The following is an 18,204-nucleotide window of genomic DNA, read 5'->3' as shown; positions in this document are numbered from 1 at the left end:
ACGGTTCTTAGAGGGGAAAGGGATAGTAATATCCCCGACCTACTCGACCAGACAATAGAAAATAAGCAGAAATTTATATCCCAAATTATGACAAGCAAGACACCTGTGCGTGTTGCAGAAGATGTTGATGAAGCAAGTCTATCTTATTCAGAAATTAAGGCTTTGGCTACAGGCAATCCTATAATTAAAGAAAAAATGGATTTAGATAACGAAGTTACAAAGCTAAAAATGCTGGAAGCAAACTACAAGTCTAATAAATACAAGCTTGAAGATAAGGTAAATAAAATTTATCCTCAAAGTATTTTAAAAACTGAGATGGAAATACAAGCGGTCAAGGAAGATATTGCAAGTATTGAGAAATTAGGAGAAGAAGACATAAAATTCACTTCAATAAGTCTTGGTGGAAATAAGATTTTAGATAAGAAAGAGGCTGGAGAGAAGCTATTAGAAGAAATAAAAAAGGTAAAGATAAATGATAGTAAGGTTATTGGTAAATATAGGAATTTAGACTTACAAGTTTCATATAACTTTATGACTAATACTCACAATTTTAAACTCCTAGGAAAAGCAGAATACTTCGGAGAGTTTTCAAACTCTACTGATGGCAATATAACAAGACTTGATAATGCCATTGAAAAAATGCCTGCAAGACTTGATAGATTAAATCAAAACCTTGAAAACTATAAAGAATCTTTAGAAAATGCCAAAGTAGAATTAACCAAGCCATTTGAAAAAGCAGATGAGTTAAGGGATAAGACACTAAGGCTAGCTGAAATTAATAAACTTTTAGATATGGGAGAAGTAGAAGAATTAGAAAACCAATCACCATTATTAGAAGATTTAAAGAGGGCGATAGTCGATTATTCTAACTACGAGTTTTCAGAATCTAATAGCTATGACGATTTTGACAAACTATACCCAGATTTAAGCCATATAGGACTTGCCTATACAGAAACACCTGATGGTAAGCACTCGATTCAATATGAGGTAAATTTGGAAGAAAAAACATGGACTCAGTATGTAGATAATGTAGCTATTAGAACAGAATCTTTTGTAGAAGAAGATATATCTAATTCACAAGCTATTAAAGATATGACCGAAGCCATAAAGATGTCTAGTTTTGATGATCTGGTATCAGTAGATGAAGAAGATTTAAAACAAGCACTAGGACTAGAAATAGATGATGACGGAAACTTCTATGATCCACTAGCAAAAGATCTTGACAATGACGGAATACCAGATAGGTATGACAATGATTTTAAAGATAGTGATTATTTTGAATCAACATATGATGTAGAGGATAATCTTCAGGCAAGGGAAGAGAAACCATCGATATTGGGACAAATATCTAAATTTAAATCAGAAGAAGAAAAAGATAAAAATCAAGAAAAAAACGAAAAAGGACAAGAAAGATAGAGGAGGGCGAAAGGCTCTCCTTATTTAGTACAAGGAGGAAATTATGGAATACAAAGATATTAGAGAAAACTTAGAAGAAATGATGAATGATAATTACAAGGATTTTATAAAAGCACTTGTGAGTATAGAAAAAGGCGTTAATGATGAAAAGGCACTTGAAGAAGTCTATGTTTTATTTATGATCAAAGACACAACAGGTCTATTAAATGATGACTTTGACTATATGATTGATGATATGAAAGAACAAGGTAAGATTGTTGAAAATGTTATTGACATTGAAGAAAAAGATGACCTCATAAATCTCGCGGGTAATATAGCTGGCGAAGTAGAAAATCTTGAAAGAGAAAATGCCAATGGAGAAAAGTTCAAAGTAAGTAATTTTTCTATTGTCTCTAAAGATGACGATGGGAATAAGGTATATACAAATTGTTCAGCATATGGAGATAAGACAAAAGATTTAGAGAACCTAAATCAAGGAGATTTTGTTAAAATCTTCGGACAAGTAAAAATAAGTATTGACAACAACGGAAAGGAACATAAAAACGTTCGTATTTTCTCTTCTAAGCTCTTAAAAGCAAAAGAGCAAGTAAAGAGTCAATACAAGGATAAAAAGTCAATATTAGGGCAAATAAAAAGCTTTAAGACAGATGACAAAGCTAAGTCAAATAAGAAAGACCACAGCAAAGGTACAGAGAGATAAATATCGGCAGTCTACGGACTGCCTTTATTTTTTATATGTATATAGGTTGTATAATGACGTAATAGGGGAAAGGCGTTTTAAATATATTTCATATATTTTTTGACCACTCTACTGTATCTTCCATCCGATAACTTTTCTCCCTAGACATATCCATAATATGGGCTCTATGAGCAAGTCTATCAACGATAGCCCCAGTAAGCATAGAATCTTTAAAAACCTACTCCCATCTTTCAAAGTTCAAATTCATTGTTAAAATTATTGATTCCTTATCAATTCTAGATGATAAGAGTTTAAGGAATCTCACATCCTATCTTATCAAATGAAACATAATCAGGCTTTGAGGTGAATTTACGTAAAGAGCAATGCTAAAGCTTAAAAAATACCTATCTAACAAAGGTGAATTTTTATTTTTATCATATTATGTAGATGGATGTAAATGAATATTATTTTTAAGTATATGTTATTTTTAATTGCTTCATTTCATATTGACTAGATCGGTCAATTTTGATATACTCTAAATGACTAGTTGGGTCATCGGTTTATAAAGAAAGGTGGTTTTGATCATTTATTCAAAATTTAATAACTTAAAACCAGAAAAACAAAAGCAAATTATTAACGCAGCTATAAAAGAATTTGTTCGAAATGGTTTTGAAAAAGCATCTACTAACGAAATTGTAAAAAGAGCTAATATTTCAAAAGGCTCGCTGTTTAACTATTTTAACAGTAAAAAGGATCTTTACTTGTACTTGATTGAGTATAGTAGTAAAGCAATCGTGAATCTAAATGAAGAAATTGATTTGTCTGAAACTGATTTATTTAAAAGAATCGAAAGAGTTGCTTTACAAAAGTTCTATGTTCAACAAAAGTACCCACAGGCATTTGAATTCTTGGCATCAACTAAACAAGAGGAGTCTGTAGAAGTAAAGGATATCATTAAACAAAGGCTCAATCCAATCTATAATCAAGCCATAAATAAATTATATAAAGACATTGATTACTCTAAATTCAGGGAAGGAGTTGATATTGAAAAAGCAATTGAGATTTTGAATTGGACGATGTTTGGTGTAGGAGAGAAAGGACTAAAGGAATTGTTTACCTTTGATGATATTGGTAGATTTGGAGAGAAATATCTAGAAGAGTGGAACGTTTATGCCGAATTACTGAAATATAGCTTTTATAAATAAAACTAAATTAAAGGTGTATTGAAATGAAAATATAATAGCTTTAGATTTTTATCTAAAAAAATTTTAAAGGAGTGTGTCTATATTATGACCGATATAGTAAAAGTACAAGGATTACAAAAAAAGTTTGGTAAATTTCAAGCATTGCGTGACGTTTCGTTCACGATAAAATCGGGGGAAGTGGTTGGGTTTATTGGTCCTAATGGTGCTGGGAAATCTACAACTATTCGTGCACTATTAGGAATTATAAAACGTGATGCTGGTATTGCCGAGATATTCGGTAAGGATGTTTGGAAGGATAGCTTTGAAATTCATAAGCGAATTTCTTATGTCCCTGGAGATGTTGCCCTTTGGGAATCTTTAACGGGAGGAGAAATTATCGATCTCTTCATTAAATTACATGGTAGTGGAGATAAAGAAAAGCGCGATTATTTAATTAAACGTTTTGAATTAGACCCTAAGAAAAAAGCCAAAGGATATTCAAAAGGAAATCGTCAAAAAGTTGGATTGATTGCAGCATTATCTGTTGATTCTGATTTATATATTTTTGATGAACCAACATCTGGTCTTGATCCTCTAATGGAACAAGTTTTCCAAGAAGAAGTTGAAAAAATTAAAGCATCTGGTAAAGCTATTTTATTGTCCTCCCATATTTTAAGTGAGGTAGAACGATTAGCAGATAAGGTTGTAATTATACGCCAAGGTGAAATTGTTGAAACTGGAACCCTTGATGAATTACGACATTTAACTAGGTCTACTGTCACTTTAGTGACAAGTGGAGACGTATCAAAAATGGCTTTTGTAGATGGAGTACATGATTTTGTTCAAAATGATAGCCAAGCAACATTCTCTGTCGATAATCAATATCTCAATAGTATTTTAATTGAAGCTAGCAAATTAGGTGTCACAAGGTTTGAATCTATACCGCCAACACTTGAAGATTTGTTTATGCGTCATTATGAAAGCTAAACCGTGGGAAGGTGGAAAAATTATTATGAAAGAAAAATTTGCTCGTTGGGACACATTGTTTTTACAGTATTTAAAACGAGATTGGAAAAAAATTATTATATGGGTATTGGGACTTGGCATGTTTTCGGCTGGATTTGTTCCAGCTTTCAAAGAAATAGCAAAAGGGCAAGGTTTAGTCGGAATGTTCGAAACTTTGAAAAACCCTGCAATGATATCTATGGTAGGGCCGACTCCAGTTGAAACAGGAGCTGATTATACCTTAGGAGCAATGTATGCAAATGAAATGTTGTTGTTTTGTGGTTTGTTTGCGATGATAATGTCTATTTTACACGTGATAGGTCATACTCGTAAAGAAGAAGATCTTGGCCTTAATGAGCTACTGCGTTCCTTTCAAATAGGTCGTCAAGCAAATTCTCTTGCAGCAATAGCAGAGATAGTCTTTATCAATGTTATACTAGCACTTTTTATTGCAGGAGTAATGATAAGTTTCGGTGCCGATACGATTTCTATTTTGGGTTCCGTGTTATACGGGGCATCAATTGGAATGGCAGGGATTATTGGTGCTGGGATTGCTCTAATAATGGCACAAATTATGCCCACGTCATCGGCTGCAACAGGATCATCATTAGGAATTGTAGGATTACTATACATTGTTCGTGCTGGAACAGATATCTCCAATGTTGACTTATCTATGATGAATCCTTTGGGCTGGACATATTTAACTTTTCCTTTTACAGATAATAATTGGTTTCCACTTATTTTTGCTTTAATTTTCAGTATAATAGTGGTGTTCATAGCTTTTTCACTTGAAGGTGGCCGCGATATGGGGGCTGGATATTTACCGCAAAGAGAAGGGCGTGAAAGTGCAAAGCAGTCTTTGCTGTCCGTCCGAGGATTATTTATAAATATTAATAAAGGTGTCATTATTAGTTGGTTAATCGCATATGTTGTTATGGGTGCTGCCTATGGTTCGATTTATGGAGATATGCAGACATTCCTAGAAAGTAATGAAATGATGAAACAAATGTTTTCTCATACAGGATTTTCTATTGAAGAATCATTCACAGGCACAGTTATGATGGTTTTGATTGGTTTAGTTTCCATTCTACCAATTGCGATTGTAAATAAACTCTTTTCTGAAGAAAGACGATTACACTTAAGTCAGATTTATGCAACAAAAGTAACCCGCAGTCAATTATATTGGACTAGTATAGGGTTATCGATATTAAGCGGATTATTAGGAGTTTTATTAGCAGCAGGTTGTCTTGGAGGTACTGCTATCTCTGCGATGGGGAATAGCGGAGAGATGGATATAGTTGACTTTTTTGCTGCTGGCTTTAACCTTTTCCCTACTGTTTTATTCTTTATAGGTCTGGCAGCGTTAGCTCTTGGATGGGCACCTAAACTAGGTAAAATAGTGTATATTTATCTTACATTCTCTTTTTTATTAAATTTTTTTAGCGGCTTAATAGACCTCCCGGAATGGTTTTTAAATACTGCTATACAAAGTTGGATGCCTCAAATGCCAATGGATGATTTTGAAGCATCAGTTTTTCTTACAGTTACTATAATTAGCATTGCTTTAATAGTAATAGGTTTCTTGGGGTATAGTAGAAGGGATATGAATGAAGGAGCTTAAATTGATTGAATAGTAAATAGTGTAATCTAATGATTTAAATTCTTGTGTTGTAGGTTTTAACATTAGTCGATGAAAGCAATTAAATTTTATTATTACAGTTTCATATATTTGATAAGGATAGAAGTATTCTAAACTAGAATTATATTTCGATTCTTTTGGCGACCATTAGAAAGCTAGTCGTTATGTTCCCACGAACGTACAAATTAGTCGATATGTTCCCATATACAACAGTTTCGCTAAAAATCATAAATACATCAATTCTATCAACTCGTCCCACGTTGAAGCAGCAATTCTGATGACGTATTGTGGTTTGGACAAGGAATAATAGGAGTCAACCACAACATGTAGTGGTTTGAGTACGAAAATTGGGTCAAAAACAGGCTAAAAAATACCGTTTTTTGACCCTTTTAAATAGGGCATTTGACAGATGACATTTGATGTTTCGGGATTAAAAATCCATAGGGTGAGGTAGATTAGCACAGAACTTTATTGAATAGAGAAATTAAAAGTGATATAATCAGTTGCATAAGGAGGAGTTAAATATGTGTACATGTATTGCAGTAGTAGATATTACTTTATCTCATTTATAATGAAAAAAATTAAAGGAGGTAAAGGTATGGGTATGTTTTCTATATTTGTTATTGAGAGATTTCATTATCAACCAAACCAAAAATAATTGGTTATAATGAGCTCTTAAGATTAGTTCATTATAACCGGCAAGGAGAAGGTTATAATGAAACAGAAAAACCCGAAAAATACGCAAAATTTCATTACATCTAAAAAGCATGTAAAGGAAATATTAAAATATACGAATATCAATAAACAAGATAAAATAATAGAAATTGGGTCAGGAAAAGGACATTTTACCAAGGAACTTGTGGAAATGAGTCAACGGGTGAATGCTATAGAGATTGATGAAGGTTTATGTCATGCCACGAAAAAAGCAGTTGAACCTTTTCAGAATATAAAAGTTATTCATGAGGATATTTTGAAGTTTAGCTTTCCTAAAAATACAGACTATAAAATATTTGGTAATATTCCCTACAATATTAGTACTGATATTGTAAAAAAGATTGCTTTTGATAGTCAAGCGAAATATAGCTACCTTATTGTAGAGAGGGGATTTGCTAAAAGGTTGCAAAATACCCAACGAGCTTTGGGTTTGCTGTTAATGGTGGAAATGGATATAAAAATTCTTAAAAAAGTGCCACGAGCATATTTTCACCCTAAGCCTAATGTAGATTCTGTATTGATTGTACTTGAAAGGCATAAACCATTTATTTTAAAGAAGGACTACAAAAAGTATAGATTTTTCGTTTATAAATGGGTAAACAGGGAATATCATGTTCTTTTTACTAAAAATCAATTAAGACAGGTGCTGAAGCATGCGAATGTTACTGATCTTGATAAATTATCCAATGAACAATTTTTGTCTGTTTTCAATAGTTACAAATTATTTCAATAAATTAAAAATAATTAAGCGTTCTCTAACTTTAAGAGAACGCTTAATCTTATTACATTGAAAAATGCATTCTATTATTTTCAATTATTATGATATAACATAACTATGATTTTACTTATTTGCATATTTGCACGAAAATATAGTTATCGACGACTATTCTGATAATAGCAACTAATATAGTCAATGATAACTCAAAATTTATTGATATAGTAGGTATATGTGCAACTAATTAGGGAAGATTTTAGCTTGCCATTTCTGAAACAGCTAAAACAAGTATTGCGTAAAGAATGCGCCAGTCTTCCCATGGACTTAAAATGCTTGCTTGGGGCACACATAAAACCCCTTGAACAATCTATTGACAGAGTTGAAGGACTGTCGGAGATTCTAAGACGAAGTAATCCTAAAATGGCCCTATGCCATACAGATATTCATAATTGGAACTTGATGCAACGGGATGAGCAGTTAGTTCTAATTGACTGGGAAGGCTTGAAATTGGCTCCAGTAAAAGCTGATCTCATGTTTTTTGTTGATAAGCCATATTATGATGTATTTATGAACATATACCTGAAATTACACAAAGATTTTTTAATCAATACGGATGCTTTGTTATTCTATCATATTAGACGTAAACTAGAAGATATATGGGAGTTTATTGAACAACTTTTATATGACAATCAAGAGGATAAGGAAAGAAATGAAACTATAAAAGTTCTTGATGGTGAACTGAATAACTTAGTGTTTTGAAAAAAGAATAACGTATTATTAAGCTAAATAATATTGGAGAAGAAAATGAATAAACAAGAATTATATCAAATTGCTTTCAGTATAATTAATCATAAAAAGTTACGGAACTTTGGAACTTCAGGGCATGTTGCGTGCGCGTTGGAGACAAATAGCGGTAACATCTTTACAGGAATATGCATTGACTTGCCCTGTTCTATTGGCTTATGCGCTGAACAGTCAGCTATTGCTGAAATGGTAAAGAACAATGAAACTGCAATCAAAAGGATTATCGCTGTATTTGAAGATGGGAGTATACTTCCACCATGTGGAAGGTGCAGAGAGTTTATTGCACAGATAGATAATCAAAATATAGAGACCCAAATTGTATTACCTGAAATGGAAGAAGTGTTGCTGAAAGATTTATTACCAGAAAGGTGGGATGGCAAATGGAACTGAAAAAGATAACTAGCAGGGTTTTTTATTATCCACATCAACCAGAAACTGATAGGCCTATGTTGGCATACTTAAATGGAGATAAAATTGCACTTGCCATTGATGCAGGAAATTCAGCAGACCATGTTGATGAATTTTATAAATCCCTAGAAATCGAGAACCTAAAGAAGCCAGATTTTACTGTCATCACTCATTGGCACTGGGACCATACCTTTGGAATGCATAAAATTCACGGATTGTCCATTGCACACCATAAAACCAACGAGTTTTTGAAACAGGAAAGAGCCAAACTATCTGACAGTGCATATATAAAATTTTTGATAAATGATGATGAGTGCCTAGCTAGAGAATATGTAGATAATAAAAGAATTATTGCCGTTCTATCGGATATCCAATTTGAAAAAGAGCTTACCCTTAATCTCGGTGGAATAACCGCAATGATTTTTCATACGGTTTCACCCCATTCGGAAGATACGGTGCTTATCTATATTCCTGAGGAAAAAATATTGTTCTTGGGAGATTCAACAAGCGAGGATTTCTACAATGATGGGTATATGGATAAAGAAAAATTAATGTCATTAACAAATTTGATAGAAAGTTTCGACTGTAAGTATTGTATTTTAAGTCATGCAGAGCCTCTAACTAAATCAGATTTATTAGATTACTTAAAATCCATTCTAAAATAATAATCCATGAGGTGTATTGATATGTTCCCGTCTACCGATAGCCCCAAAAACGCAGTGGATATGTTCCCGAGAACGGACACACTCAAATGACATTCATTCTATCCTCTCAAGCCATGTGGAGACGGTGGTATTGATGTCAAGGAAAATAAGATAATAGGCTATAAAAGTGTTGAAATTAATGGTTTTTGGGGTTTTAGAAGAAATCCTAAAAGCCATTTTTCTATTTAGATAAATATCTTAATTATAATTAAAGAATAAATTGAGGATCAAGAACCTCAATATTATATAGAAAATAGCCACGAAGCGATCATACCAAAAGAAATCTTCATGCAAGTCTAAGAAGAAATGGATAGACGAGCTAATATGGTAAGTGGCAAAGGGAAAAGAAGAATCTATTCCAGTAAATACGCCCTTTCAAGTATTGTCTACTGCTCTATATGTGGGGATATTTACAGGAGAATAGCATGGAATAATAGAGGAAAGAAAAAAACAAGTTATTTATAGTGTTAAATTACCAACACTCTTATTACTTCCTATGTAATGTTTACAGTTCTAGTATCATAACTTGTTCAATTAGAGGATTTAAACAGCTTTTTGTGGGCTGTTTTTTCTTTTATAAAAAATGATATAATAAATTATGAGATGCGTATTTATTGCTTATTCTCACATGCTTGTCTGTCCAATTATTGGACTAGTAGGTTTAATACTTGGGGTAAGGGAAAAAGATAGGTTTTTTATGGCATTAAATGTCCTTTTTATCTTATTACTTCCTATAGCAATGTTTGCTAGTCATCTAGTAGGATCTCTTTAAGTAAGATAATAAGTTTAGAATAAAAATTTGTAAATAATTTTAAAAAAGCTATAAGTTTATCCGCTTATAGCTTTTTATCTCTCCACTTCCTTTCCATAATAATTTTCATAGTTTTTCCTATACTGAACAAGGTCAGAAAATTGTTCTTTATTCAAAGAATACTCTTGCATAAGGGTGTTCTTTTTTTCTTGCAATTTATCGAGATTTGATAGTATTTCTTTTGTGCTTGGAAGCTTTTTATAGTTTTCTAAAATTTCTTTAGCGGCTATTTTATAAACAGAAAGTTCACTATAATATTCTTCTGCAAATTGCTTATCTTCAGGATTTTTCTTGTGGTATTTATAGATTTCACGATACTTATTTATAGTATTTATATTTTCCATATCTTGAGATAAGCTCCTCATTTCAGCTTCAAATTTCTTTATTTTATCTAACAAGTCTTGTCTATCATCAGCAGATTTTTTGATTAGATCATCAAGCTGGGTAATTGAATTAATTCCTTGTTCTCTTAATTTAATTATTGAATCTGCCATTGTTTTGATATTATGTTTTCTTGCCCAAACTTCGTAACCTTTAGAGGATTGAGCTTTTTTATTAGTAGATATATCAATAACATTTCCTACTCGCTTTTTAATAGGATTAGCTTTATTTTTGATAGCAAAATCTATTCTTTCTTTGATTTTTTCTTCATTATAATCTTCTCCGATAGTCTTTGCTCTTGTAAATCTTTGCTTATCTTTATGGCGAAAAGCAATGTGTTTACCGAACTTAATTTCATAATCAAGAGCCTTCATATTTTCTAAAAATTCTTCCCACGAGTTAGACCTGTTAATCATTCTATCTATATCAAATTGCAGTTTAGATTTCCAGGAATTTCCTTTCTTGTTTTGCTCATATTCGTACCAAGATTTACCAGCAGTTTTATATTTTCTCTTGTAAGCTTCATAGTATTTATCAATGACTGAAAGCTTATTTTCTTTACATAATTCGTCACTTTGAAACCTGATTTTATGATAAGATTTTTTATTAGATTGGTAGCATTTACCAGTATTGTAATTTACATTATTAAAAATAATATGGTTATGGATATGTCCTCTATCTATATGAGTTGCAAGAACAAATTCATAATCTTCTTTTAAAATTTTCTTACATAATTCCATTCCTATTTCGTGAGCTTTTATAGGATCAACCTCTCCTGGTAGAAAAGATTGGATTAAATGTCTAGCCAAAACTGTACCTTTAGTATCGTTATCTTCTCGTGTTTTCATAAATTGAATATGGGCAGTAGATGGGTGACATTTAAATGAAGATACTAAGACTTTTTCATCAGTTTTTTCGCTCTTAGTAATGTAATCTATTGCTAAATTTAGAGTTGATTTTATAGGATGTATTTTTGTAATTGCCATATTAATCACCAGAACTTTCTTTTGATTTATTAAGAAGTAGGGAATGAATCTGCCATATTTCTCTTGATAATTTTTCTATTTCTTTATTCATTGCTTCAATTTCATTTTTGTAAATAACACCAGTTGTATTAGTAGCCTTGGCGATCTGGTTTATATTATTTGTTGCATTTGAAAGTAGCCATTGTAAGTTTCTAAATGGTTCTAAATCTACAACATAAATTTCTTTTTCTAATACACATTTCCTAAGAAAGTGGGACATGGTTTTGCAATTTGCAAGTTTCATTTTCTTTTCAAAAACTTCCTTTTCTTCCTTAGTTAATTTTATTTCTATTCTTTCATTTCTAAATCTATTTGCCATTTTATTCTCCTTTATAAAATATATTTTGGGGTCTTAGGGTTCTCCCTAACAAGGTAAAAATTAAAAAAATGGAGCATTCCGTAAAGGGCTGCTCCATTAATTTTTTCGTAAGTGTCCGTACACTTACTGTGCTTGCTATTAAAGTTATAAGCGTTAAGCGTATATTAAGTTATTCTTCTAAATCTTTAGTATTATCCTCGAGTTCTAGGAACTTATCAAAATCACTTTTGTAGAGTCTATCTTGTATAATTCTATATTTTTCAAACTCACTTTCTGCGTGCTTTTTTGCAAGAGCTGCAGATACTTTTCCTGCATCGTTTAAGATTTCTTTATCCCATAATTGTAAAAATCCATTTAATCTTTTTTCCCAATCTTCCATTGTCATCGGGATATGTCTTTCTGCTTGTAGTTCTGCCATGTCTAAATAAGATGAAACAATTCTTTGCATTTGATTTAATTCTTCTTCGTTTAGATAATTTTTTGCAACAACTACATCATATTTATGAATTTTTGAATCTGGTGAGCCTTCCCAAGTAGTAAGTCCCATATTTTTAGTTTTGTGATTGGCTCTATCTACAATTAATTCAGCTGCAGTTTTTCCATGAATGGCATAGTGTAATTTATTTTGAATAGCGGCAAAAAATCTTTTTGTTGCTTTTGCAGATGGATCATAGTCTAAAGAAGTGGCATAAATATCTGTGATTTTTTGATAGAATCTTCTCTCAGATAATCGAATCTCACGAATTTTTACAAGTAATTTTTCGAAATAATCCTTGGTAAGTTTTGTACCAGAATTCTTGAGCCTTTCATCATCCATTGCCCAACCTTTAATTGTAAAATCTTTTACAATTTGGTTTGCCCACTTTCTAAATTGGACTGCACGTTCGTTATTTACTTTAAATCCTACTGCAATAATTGCTTGTAGATTATAGTGTTTTGTTTCCCTTGAAACATTTCTAGAACCTTCTTTTTGAACTATTAGGAAATTCCTAATAGTTGCTTCTTCTTGTAATTCACTATCGGCATAGATTTTTTTAAGATGTTCATTTATTGTGGCGACACTAACATCATAAAGTGTTGCCATCATCTTTTGTGTTAGCCAAATATTTTCATCTTCATATCTAATTTCTATAGCTTCCCCATCATCACCATTAGCTGCAATAAAAGTCAAGTATTCAGCAGCAGATGATCTAATTTGAAGTTCTTTTTTATCATGATTTTTGTCTTTATTTTTATCCATTTCTTTACTCATAATTTCCTCCAAGTATAAATTTCATTCTACCTTTAAACACTGGAATACTAATCAAGAATACAATTAAATAATGTATAAAGGAATTTATCATCATATTTTTTGTTATTGGTAATTGATGATAAGTTTGACCTATTATTTTAAAAGCGGCTAGAGCGTTTGTTATAAAATCAAGTGCCAACCATAGGGCGACTGATGATCCTATAAAAGCAATTATATAGTTTAAAAACCTGCTAACCTTTGGTAGCTTTCGATTTATTAAAACTAGCAATATTCCATAAATTATTACTACTGTAATTGAAAGGGGAATAGCTAATTTGTTATCTAATTTATCTTTTATGGATATATAAAATCCTAAACCTACAACTATAAAATCAATCAAAAATGCTGAGATTTTTACAGAGTAGGTAGTGATGAGATAGTAGAAAACTATTCCAGAAAGTATTAATAGAATATATCCTGCAATAAAAATTCCCATAGAGTCTCCTAATAATAATCATCATGTTCAGGGCGATAGTTTTTAAGAAAATCTCCCTGAGGTGTATTAACATTAATTGGTTTATTAAACTTGCCCATTTTTGCTAACTCAGAAATTTTTAAATTTAGTAAATTTATATCCACACCTAATTGTCCAGCAATTTCATAATCACAAACTTGATCATTGATATTATCGAAGACATCTTCATCACTTATTAATAAATGAGCTGCAAAAATATTAGCTTCAGTTTCAAATTTATTTGTAGGGTTTAGCACTGTCTGGTCATGAAAAGCTCCACCACTCATACAATAATCTCTGTGAAGTTGATCGTGACCTAATTCATGTGCTAATATAGTCTTTCTATTAAAATTTGTGTTGCTACTGATAAAAATAAATCTGTTCCTTTGAATATAATGGTACATTCCTAAAAGTATTTTTGTTTCAGGTAGATATACCAGGTTAATATTCAAAGCTTCTATTAATTCGATAGGATCTCGTGTCTTATATTTTTTTATAAGTCGATTAACCTTATCATATATATAGCGATTCATGCTCATAAAATCACCTAATCTTTTTTCTTACGACCGTATTTCTTGTTTTCTCTTTTAGCCTCCCAATAAGCACGAGTAATAGCTTCAAAAGCAGCATCTTTATCTTCATCAGATATTTCTCCACCTGCAAATAAAGAGCTTAGACCTTCTGTTAATGCTCTAGCTTTTTCTAATTCTCTTTTGCCACCCATGTTATAAACTCTATTTAAAAACTCGTCACTTTCTTCTAGAAGGTAATTGTAATCACAGTCCATAACTTCAGCTATTTTTTTGTAAACCTCGACATCTCTTGGGTATCTTTCTCCGTCTTCATAATGTACAAGAGTTCTTGTACTTATTCCTATCATCTTTGCAAAATCTGCTTGACTTAACTTTTCTTTTTCACGAAAATCCTTTAATCTATCCGCAAAAGCCATAATTTTAACCTCCTGTACTAATGTGCATTTATAACTTTTAATACGAACAATAGTGCTTGAATTATTTTTCAATTTGAGATATAATACAAACTGAACTTATATTCATATTATAGCACAAACATTCAAGTTTGTAAATAAGTTGTATTGGGGTGATTAGATTGAGAATAAGTAAAACTTTAAAGAATATAATGAACATGTATGCAGATAGCAACTTGAAATTTGAAGAGATCAGTTCAGCTGCAAAACTTATTTTAAGTTTATATAGACAAGTTACCTGGGCAGTAGATAGCAGGGCAAATTTTATGATGTTTGAGAGTAAAGAAAACTATGGGTCAACTTCAGAATCTGCTTACTTGTATCTTTCTACATTTGCTCCAGAAAAAGTTGAAGAAAAGTTTAATAATATAGTTTCCAATGTAATGGATAGTAAGCTTATGCTTTTAATAATTTATGATGCCTGTGTTAGGTTAAAAGTTTATCCAGAATATGGGGAAACCTATCATAAGATTATTTATAACTACTACATTTCTGAAAAAAAGATTACTGATGAAGCTTGTATGAGAAGTGTATCTTTAGAGAGAACTGCTTATTATCAAAGAAAAAAGGAAGCAATTGCATTGGTTGGTGTAATAATTTGGGGATATACTTTACCGACTGCCATTAGTCAACTTGAAGACGGTCGTAGCATTGAAGAAATAATGAACATCTAAGAAATTAATTTATGACGAACTTATTGCGTACTATTTCCGAATGAAAAAAGTACCATATACGAATTTTATGTGTACTTAAGTGCATATATAATATCCATGATGGTTGATCTGCACCTAAATTTAATATTGGCATTTATTGACTGAAAGAATTTATTTTCTTTCGGTCTTTTTTTATGCCCAGGAGTATATATGCAAAGAATTAGAAGTCCTCCTTGTCTGAATTTCATTTTTAAATAATAGAAATTCAAGTCAACAAGGAGGAAAAATTAATGGACAAAGAATATTATTTATTTGTAGAAGGAAAGAAAGTAGTTGTTAGCAAAGAAGTATATCTTGCTTACCATAGTGAACTGAATAAAGAGAAATATCAAATGAGAAGAGACAGGTTGAATAACTGTTTCTTTTTTTGTTCCTATGATCATGATGGAAACTTCGAAGAAAATTTAAAAGATCTGGAATTTGATGTTGAAAAAATTATCGAAACAAAGGAAATGATTGAAGAAGTAAGAAGAGCTATTTCTAAACTCAACCCTGTTGAAAGGGATTTGATAGAAAGTCTTTTTTATAAAGAAGAAACAATTAGAGAAGTAGCTGCTAAACTGAATATTTCTCATCCAGCCGTTATTAAAAGGCGTAATAAAGTTTTAGAAAAATTAAAGGAAATGTTGGAAGACTTTTAGATGACAGTTGCCAAGAGGGTCTAATTTTTACTGTTACTTATACAGTGGGAATTGGACCTTTTTATTTAACCAAATTTATTTTTGAAAATTGGTTACCAAGAAAGACTTCTTTTCACTGTTAAGTATAAGAGGGTAATTTTAAACAATTTTGTTTCATCAAGATAAAAATTTTTTGATGGTCAAATTTTAAAAAGATTAATAGCTCTCGATAAATTTTGAACCTTAACAATTGAATAGACCAAGACAAGACATTAATCATTTTTGGAGCGTAATAACCTATCCGCCAAGATCTTTCTGCTGAATAATTCGGCAAAACAAGTACTGCTAAGCTAAAAACAAGGGAAGAAGAAAGGGAGCGATAAGTAAGAGTTTGAATATAGGGAGGGATACCCTATTCGCTATGAAGAAAATGAGGATAATGATACTTCTAAGGTTGAAGCCGGCTCATCCTGAACAGAGGCGGAGGTGAGATTCCTATGTTGCTAATCCAAGGCACTTGTCAATGTCAAAAAACTTTAATTTTATACTGTGAGGTAAAACCTATGAATACAAAAGAAAAGAAGAAATATAAACCTAAAGAGCAAATATCAAAAGAAGATTATTCTAAAAAAATTACTTACACTCAAAGTGATAAAGAGTCCCTCGACTTACTAGATATTGTAGAACTTTATTTATGTAGAGCTTGTATAAGACTATAAGCTGGGGTGCTGACTTAAAAACTTGGGTGCGGTAAAATATAAGTGGTAGAAGAACTCCTTAATGACTATTTGCCCAAATACAAATTAAGGAGGTTTTGTGATGGAAAAATTTGCTTGTATGTATCTTCGTTTATCGAGAGAGGATGGAGATAGCACAGAAAGTAATTCTATTTCAAATCAAAGACAGATTATCAAATCATATGCAAGGGACAATGATTTTAAAGTTGTTGCTGAATATGTAGACGATGGCTTTTCAGGATCTAATTTTGACAGACCAAAATTTAAGAAGATGATTCAAGATCTTGAAGAGAAGAAGTTCAAAACAATTATTGTGAAAGACTTATCCCGTTTTGGGAGAGATTATATCGAATCAGGTAAATATCTACAAAAGATATTTCCAGAAAAAGGTATAAGATTTATATCCGTAAACGATAACTATGACAGTGAAAATGCAGATGTAAGTGATACACACCTAATTCTTCCCATAAGAAACTTTATTAATGATTCTTATTGTAGGGATATTTCTATGAAGGTTAAATCTTCAAAAGAAATTAAAAGAAAGAATGGTGAATTTATTGGTGCATTTGCTCCTTTTGGTTATAAGAAGGATAGCAAAAACAAACATAAGTTAGTCGTTGATACAGAAGTTTCGCACATAATTGAAAGAATCTTCAATATGAAGATAGACGGTTATTCGTCTAAGGCTATTGCAGATTTTTTAAATAGCATAGGTTGTGTAACACCATCTAAGCATAAAGAAAATTCTGGCGATAATCATACTACTGGTTTTATTGTTAAAGACTCTAAATGGGACGCAAAAATGGTCAATAGGATTATTACAAACAAGGTCTATATAGGAGTGCTTGAACAAGGAAAAACTAGAAAACTAAATTACAAGTCTAAGAGAGAAGTGGAAGTAAATGAAGAAGATTGGATTGTAATAAACGACTCTCATAAGCCTATTATTTCAAAAAGTATTTATGCTTTGGCTAATAAGATGATGCTTAGAGATGTAAAGCAATCGGCAGATATACCACATATTTTATCAGGAATGCTTTATTGCAAAGATTGTGGATCTTCAATGGTTAGAAGAAAGGTTAAGTCCAAGAATGGATATAATATTTTTTATATTTGTTCTCACTATAATAACAAAGGAGATTGCACAAGACATAGTATAAAAGAAGACTATCTACTGGATATGACTCTTTTTGCACTTAAAGATTATTTGAAAAAATACAATGAATTACTAAGTCAAGTTAATAAGTTAGATGTATCGAAAGTAACATTTAATATTGACTTTGAAAGCTTAAACTCAGAAAAAAGAAAATATGAAAGACTTAGACAATCTTTATATATGGACTTAGAAGATGAACTTATAACTTCTGAAGAGTTTGAAAGATTTAGAAAAAATTATCTTATTAAGATCAGGGAAATAGAGAAACAAATTGCTACAAAGAAAAATATACTTGCCAACTTGCAAGAAAAGATTAAAAACAAGGACAGTTTGGTTTCCGAAATTGTTCCCACTGATTTAAGCAGTCTAAATAGACTAACAATTGTATCTTTTATAGATAGAATTGAAATCGGAGAAAATAATGAGATTAATTATGTCTTTAAT

19 protein-coding genes and 2 pseudogenes are annotated in these 18,204 nt (G+C 31.4%); 14 read left to right on the top strand and 7 right to left on the bottom strand.

Annotated elements, in window-relative coordinates; genetic code table 11:
* Positions 1 to 48: 48 nt before the first annotated feature.
* Together E4T79_RS09075 and E4T79_RS09070 are read left to right on the top strand one after the other, a co-directional pair.
* Positions 49 to 1,416: pseudogene (locus E4T79_RS09075) on the top strand (helicase); the annotation flags it as partial.
* Between the two features lie 43 nt (positions 1,417 to 1,459).
* Complete coding sequence (locus E4T79_RS09070; protein ID WP_135029603.1) at positions 1,460 to 2,116, top strand: DNA-binding protein; 657 nt, start codon at positions 1,460 to 1,462, stop codon at positions 2,114 to 2,116.
* Positions 2,117 to 2,204: 88 nt separating this feature from the next.
* Here E4T79_RS09070 and E4T79_RS11355 read toward each other — a convergent pair whose 3' ends face one another.
* On the bottom strand, positions 2,205 to 2,318 hold the full coding sequence (locus E4T79_RS11355) for a hypothetical protein (protein WP_017645383.1): 114 nt from the start codon (positions 2,316 to 2,318) through the stop codon (positions 2,205 to 2,207).
* 349 nt (positions 2,319 to 2,667) lie between these two features.
* Between E4T79_RS11355 and E4T79_RS09065 the strand changes: the two genes are divergently transcribed.
* From E4T79_RS09065 to E4T79_RS11350, 8 genes and pseudogenes are all read left to right on the top strand, one after another.
* Positions 2,668 to 3,300, top strand: a complete 633-nt coding sequence (locus E4T79_RS09065) for a TetR/AcrR family transcriptional regulator (protein ID WP_011528983.1) — start codon at positions 2,668 to 2,670, stop codon at positions 3,298 to 3,300.
* An 84-nt stretch (positions 3,301 to 3,384) separates the two neighbouring features.
* Entirely contained in the window at positions 3,385 to 4,266 is an 882-nt protein-coding gene (locus E4T79_RS09060; RefSeq protein ID WP_070431247.1) for an ABC transporter ATP-binding protein, read from the top strand.
* Positions 4,256 to 5,905 carry a tetronasin resistance protein gene (locus tag E4T79_RS09055; RefSeq protein WP_194183814.1) on the top strand — a complete coding sequence of 550 codons (1,650 nt, stop codon included), beginning with the start codon at positions 4,256 to 4,258 and terminating at the stop codon, positions 5,903 to 5,905. Before E4T79_RS09060 ends, E4T79_RS09055 begins: the two co-directional genes overlap by 11 nt.
* 733 nt (positions 5,906 to 6,638) lie before the next feature.
* Positions 6,639 to 7,370 (top strand): 23S rRNA (adenine(2058)-N(6))-methyltransferase Erm(A), encoded by a 732-nt coding sequence (gene erm(A) / locus E4T79_RS09045; RefSeq protein WP_000810833.1) that lies wholly within the window; start codon positions 6,639 to 6,641, stop codon positions 7,368 to 7,370.
* A gap of 216 nt (positions 7,371 to 7,586) precedes the next feature.
* A complete protein-coding gene (locus E4T79_RS09040) occupies positions 7,587 to 8,111 on the top strand; it encodes a phosphotransferase (protein WP_001176020.1) in 525 nt (174 codons plus the stop codon).
* A gap of 45 nt (positions 8,112 to 8,156) precedes the next feature.
* Positions 8,157 to 8,546: a cytidine deaminase gene (locus tag E4T79_RS09035; protein ID WP_001041171.1), complete on the top strand. Its 390-nt coding sequence runs from the start codon at positions 8,157 to 8,159 to the stop codon at positions 8,544 to 8,546.
* Positions 8,537 to 9,229: an MBL fold metallo-hydrolase gene (locus tag E4T79_RS09030; RefSeq protein ID WP_000420714.1), complete on the top strand. Its 693-nt coding sequence runs from the start codon at positions 8,537 to 8,539 to the stop codon at positions 9,227 to 9,229. Before E4T79_RS09035 ends, E4T79_RS09030 begins: the two co-directional genes overlap by 10 nt.
* Before the next feature lie 273 nt (positions 9,230 to 9,502).
* A pseudogene (locus E4T79_RS11350) lies at positions 9,503 to 9,718 on the top strand (recombinase family protein); the annotation flags it as partial.
* A gap of 396 nt (positions 9,719 to 10,114) precedes the next feature.
* Here E4T79_RS11350 and E4T79_RS09020 read toward each other — a convergent pair.
* The 6 genes from E4T79_RS09020 to E4T79_RS08995 form a co-directional block, all read right to left on the bottom strand.
* Positions 10,115 to 11,446: a relaxase/mobilization nuclease domain-containing protein gene (locus E4T79_RS09020; RefSeq protein WP_070431304.1), complete on the bottom strand. Its 1,332-nt coding sequence runs from the start codon at positions 11,444 to 11,446 to the stop codon at positions 10,115 to 10,117.
* Between the two features lies 1 nt (position 11,447).
* A complete protein-coding gene (gene mobC / locus E4T79_RS09015; RefSeq protein ID WP_000013364.1) occupies positions 11,448 to 11,804 on the bottom strand; it encodes a plasmid mobilization relaxosome protein MobC in 357 nt (118 codons plus the stop codon).
* A 169-nt stretch (positions 11,805 to 11,973) separates the two neighbouring features.
* Complete coding sequence (locus E4T79_RS09010) at positions 11,974 to 13,056, bottom strand: virulence RhuM family protein (protein ID WP_006740584.1); 1,083 nt, start codon at positions 13,054 to 13,056, stop codon at positions 11,974 to 11,976.
* Complete coding sequence (locus tag E4T79_RS09005) at positions 13,049 to 13,531, bottom strand: hypothetical protein (RefSeq protein WP_135029599.1); 483 nt, start codon at positions 13,529 to 13,531, stop codon at positions 13,049 to 13,051. Before E4T79_RS09005 ends, E4T79_RS09010 begins: the two co-directional genes overlap by 8 nt.
* An 8-nt stretch (positions 13,532 to 13,539) precedes the next feature.
* Positions 13,540 to 14,088, bottom strand: a complete 549-nt coding sequence (locus E4T79_RS09000) for an ImmA/IrrE family metallo-endopeptidase (protein ID WP_135029597.1) — start codon at positions 14,086 to 14,088, stop codon at positions 13,540 to 13,542.
* Between the two features lie 8 nt (positions 14,089 to 14,096).
* Entirely contained in the window at positions 14,097 to 14,498 is a 402-nt protein-coding gene (locus E4T79_RS08995; protein WP_000852880.1) for a helix-turn-helix transcriptional regulator, read from the bottom strand.
* Between the two features lie 194 nt (positions 14,499 to 14,692).
* Between E4T79_RS08995 and E4T79_RS08990 the strand changes: the two genes are divergently transcribed.
* The 4 genes from E4T79_RS08990 to E4T79_RS08980 all read left to right on the top strand — a co-directional run.
* Complete coding sequence (locus E4T79_RS08990) at positions 14,693 to 15,208, top strand: hypothetical protein (protein ID WP_194183816.1); 516 nt, start codon at positions 14,693 to 14,695, stop codon at positions 15,206 to 15,208.
* 269 nt (positions 15,209 to 15,477) lie between these two features.
* Positions 15,478 to 15,888: a sigma-70 family RNA polymerase sigma factor gene (locus E4T79_RS08985; RefSeq protein WP_135029595.1), complete on the top strand. Its 411-nt coding sequence runs from the start codon at positions 15,478 to 15,480 to the stop codon at positions 15,886 to 15,888.
* A gap of 542 nt (positions 15,889 to 16,430) precedes the next feature.
* Positions 16,431 to 16,586, top strand: coding sequence for a hypothetical protein (locus E4T79_RS11120; RefSeq protein WP_002837550.1), 156 nt, complete (start codon positions 16,431 to 16,433; stop codon positions 16,584 to 16,586).
* 100 nt (positions 16,587 to 16,686) lie between these two features.
* Positions 16,687 to 18,204 (top strand): recombinase family protein (locus tag E4T79_RS08980; RefSeq protein ID WP_135029593.1); only part of this gene is annotated, 1,518 nt, incomplete at its 3' end.

The organism is Streptococcus sp. LYSM12 (assembly GCF_004569635.1).
Lineage (GTDB): Bacteria > Bacillota > Bacilli > Lactobacillales > Streptococcaceae > Streptococcus.
The sequence above is the reverse complement of the archived record's forward strand: the minus strand, read 5'-3'. Positions and strand labels throughout refer to the sequence as shown.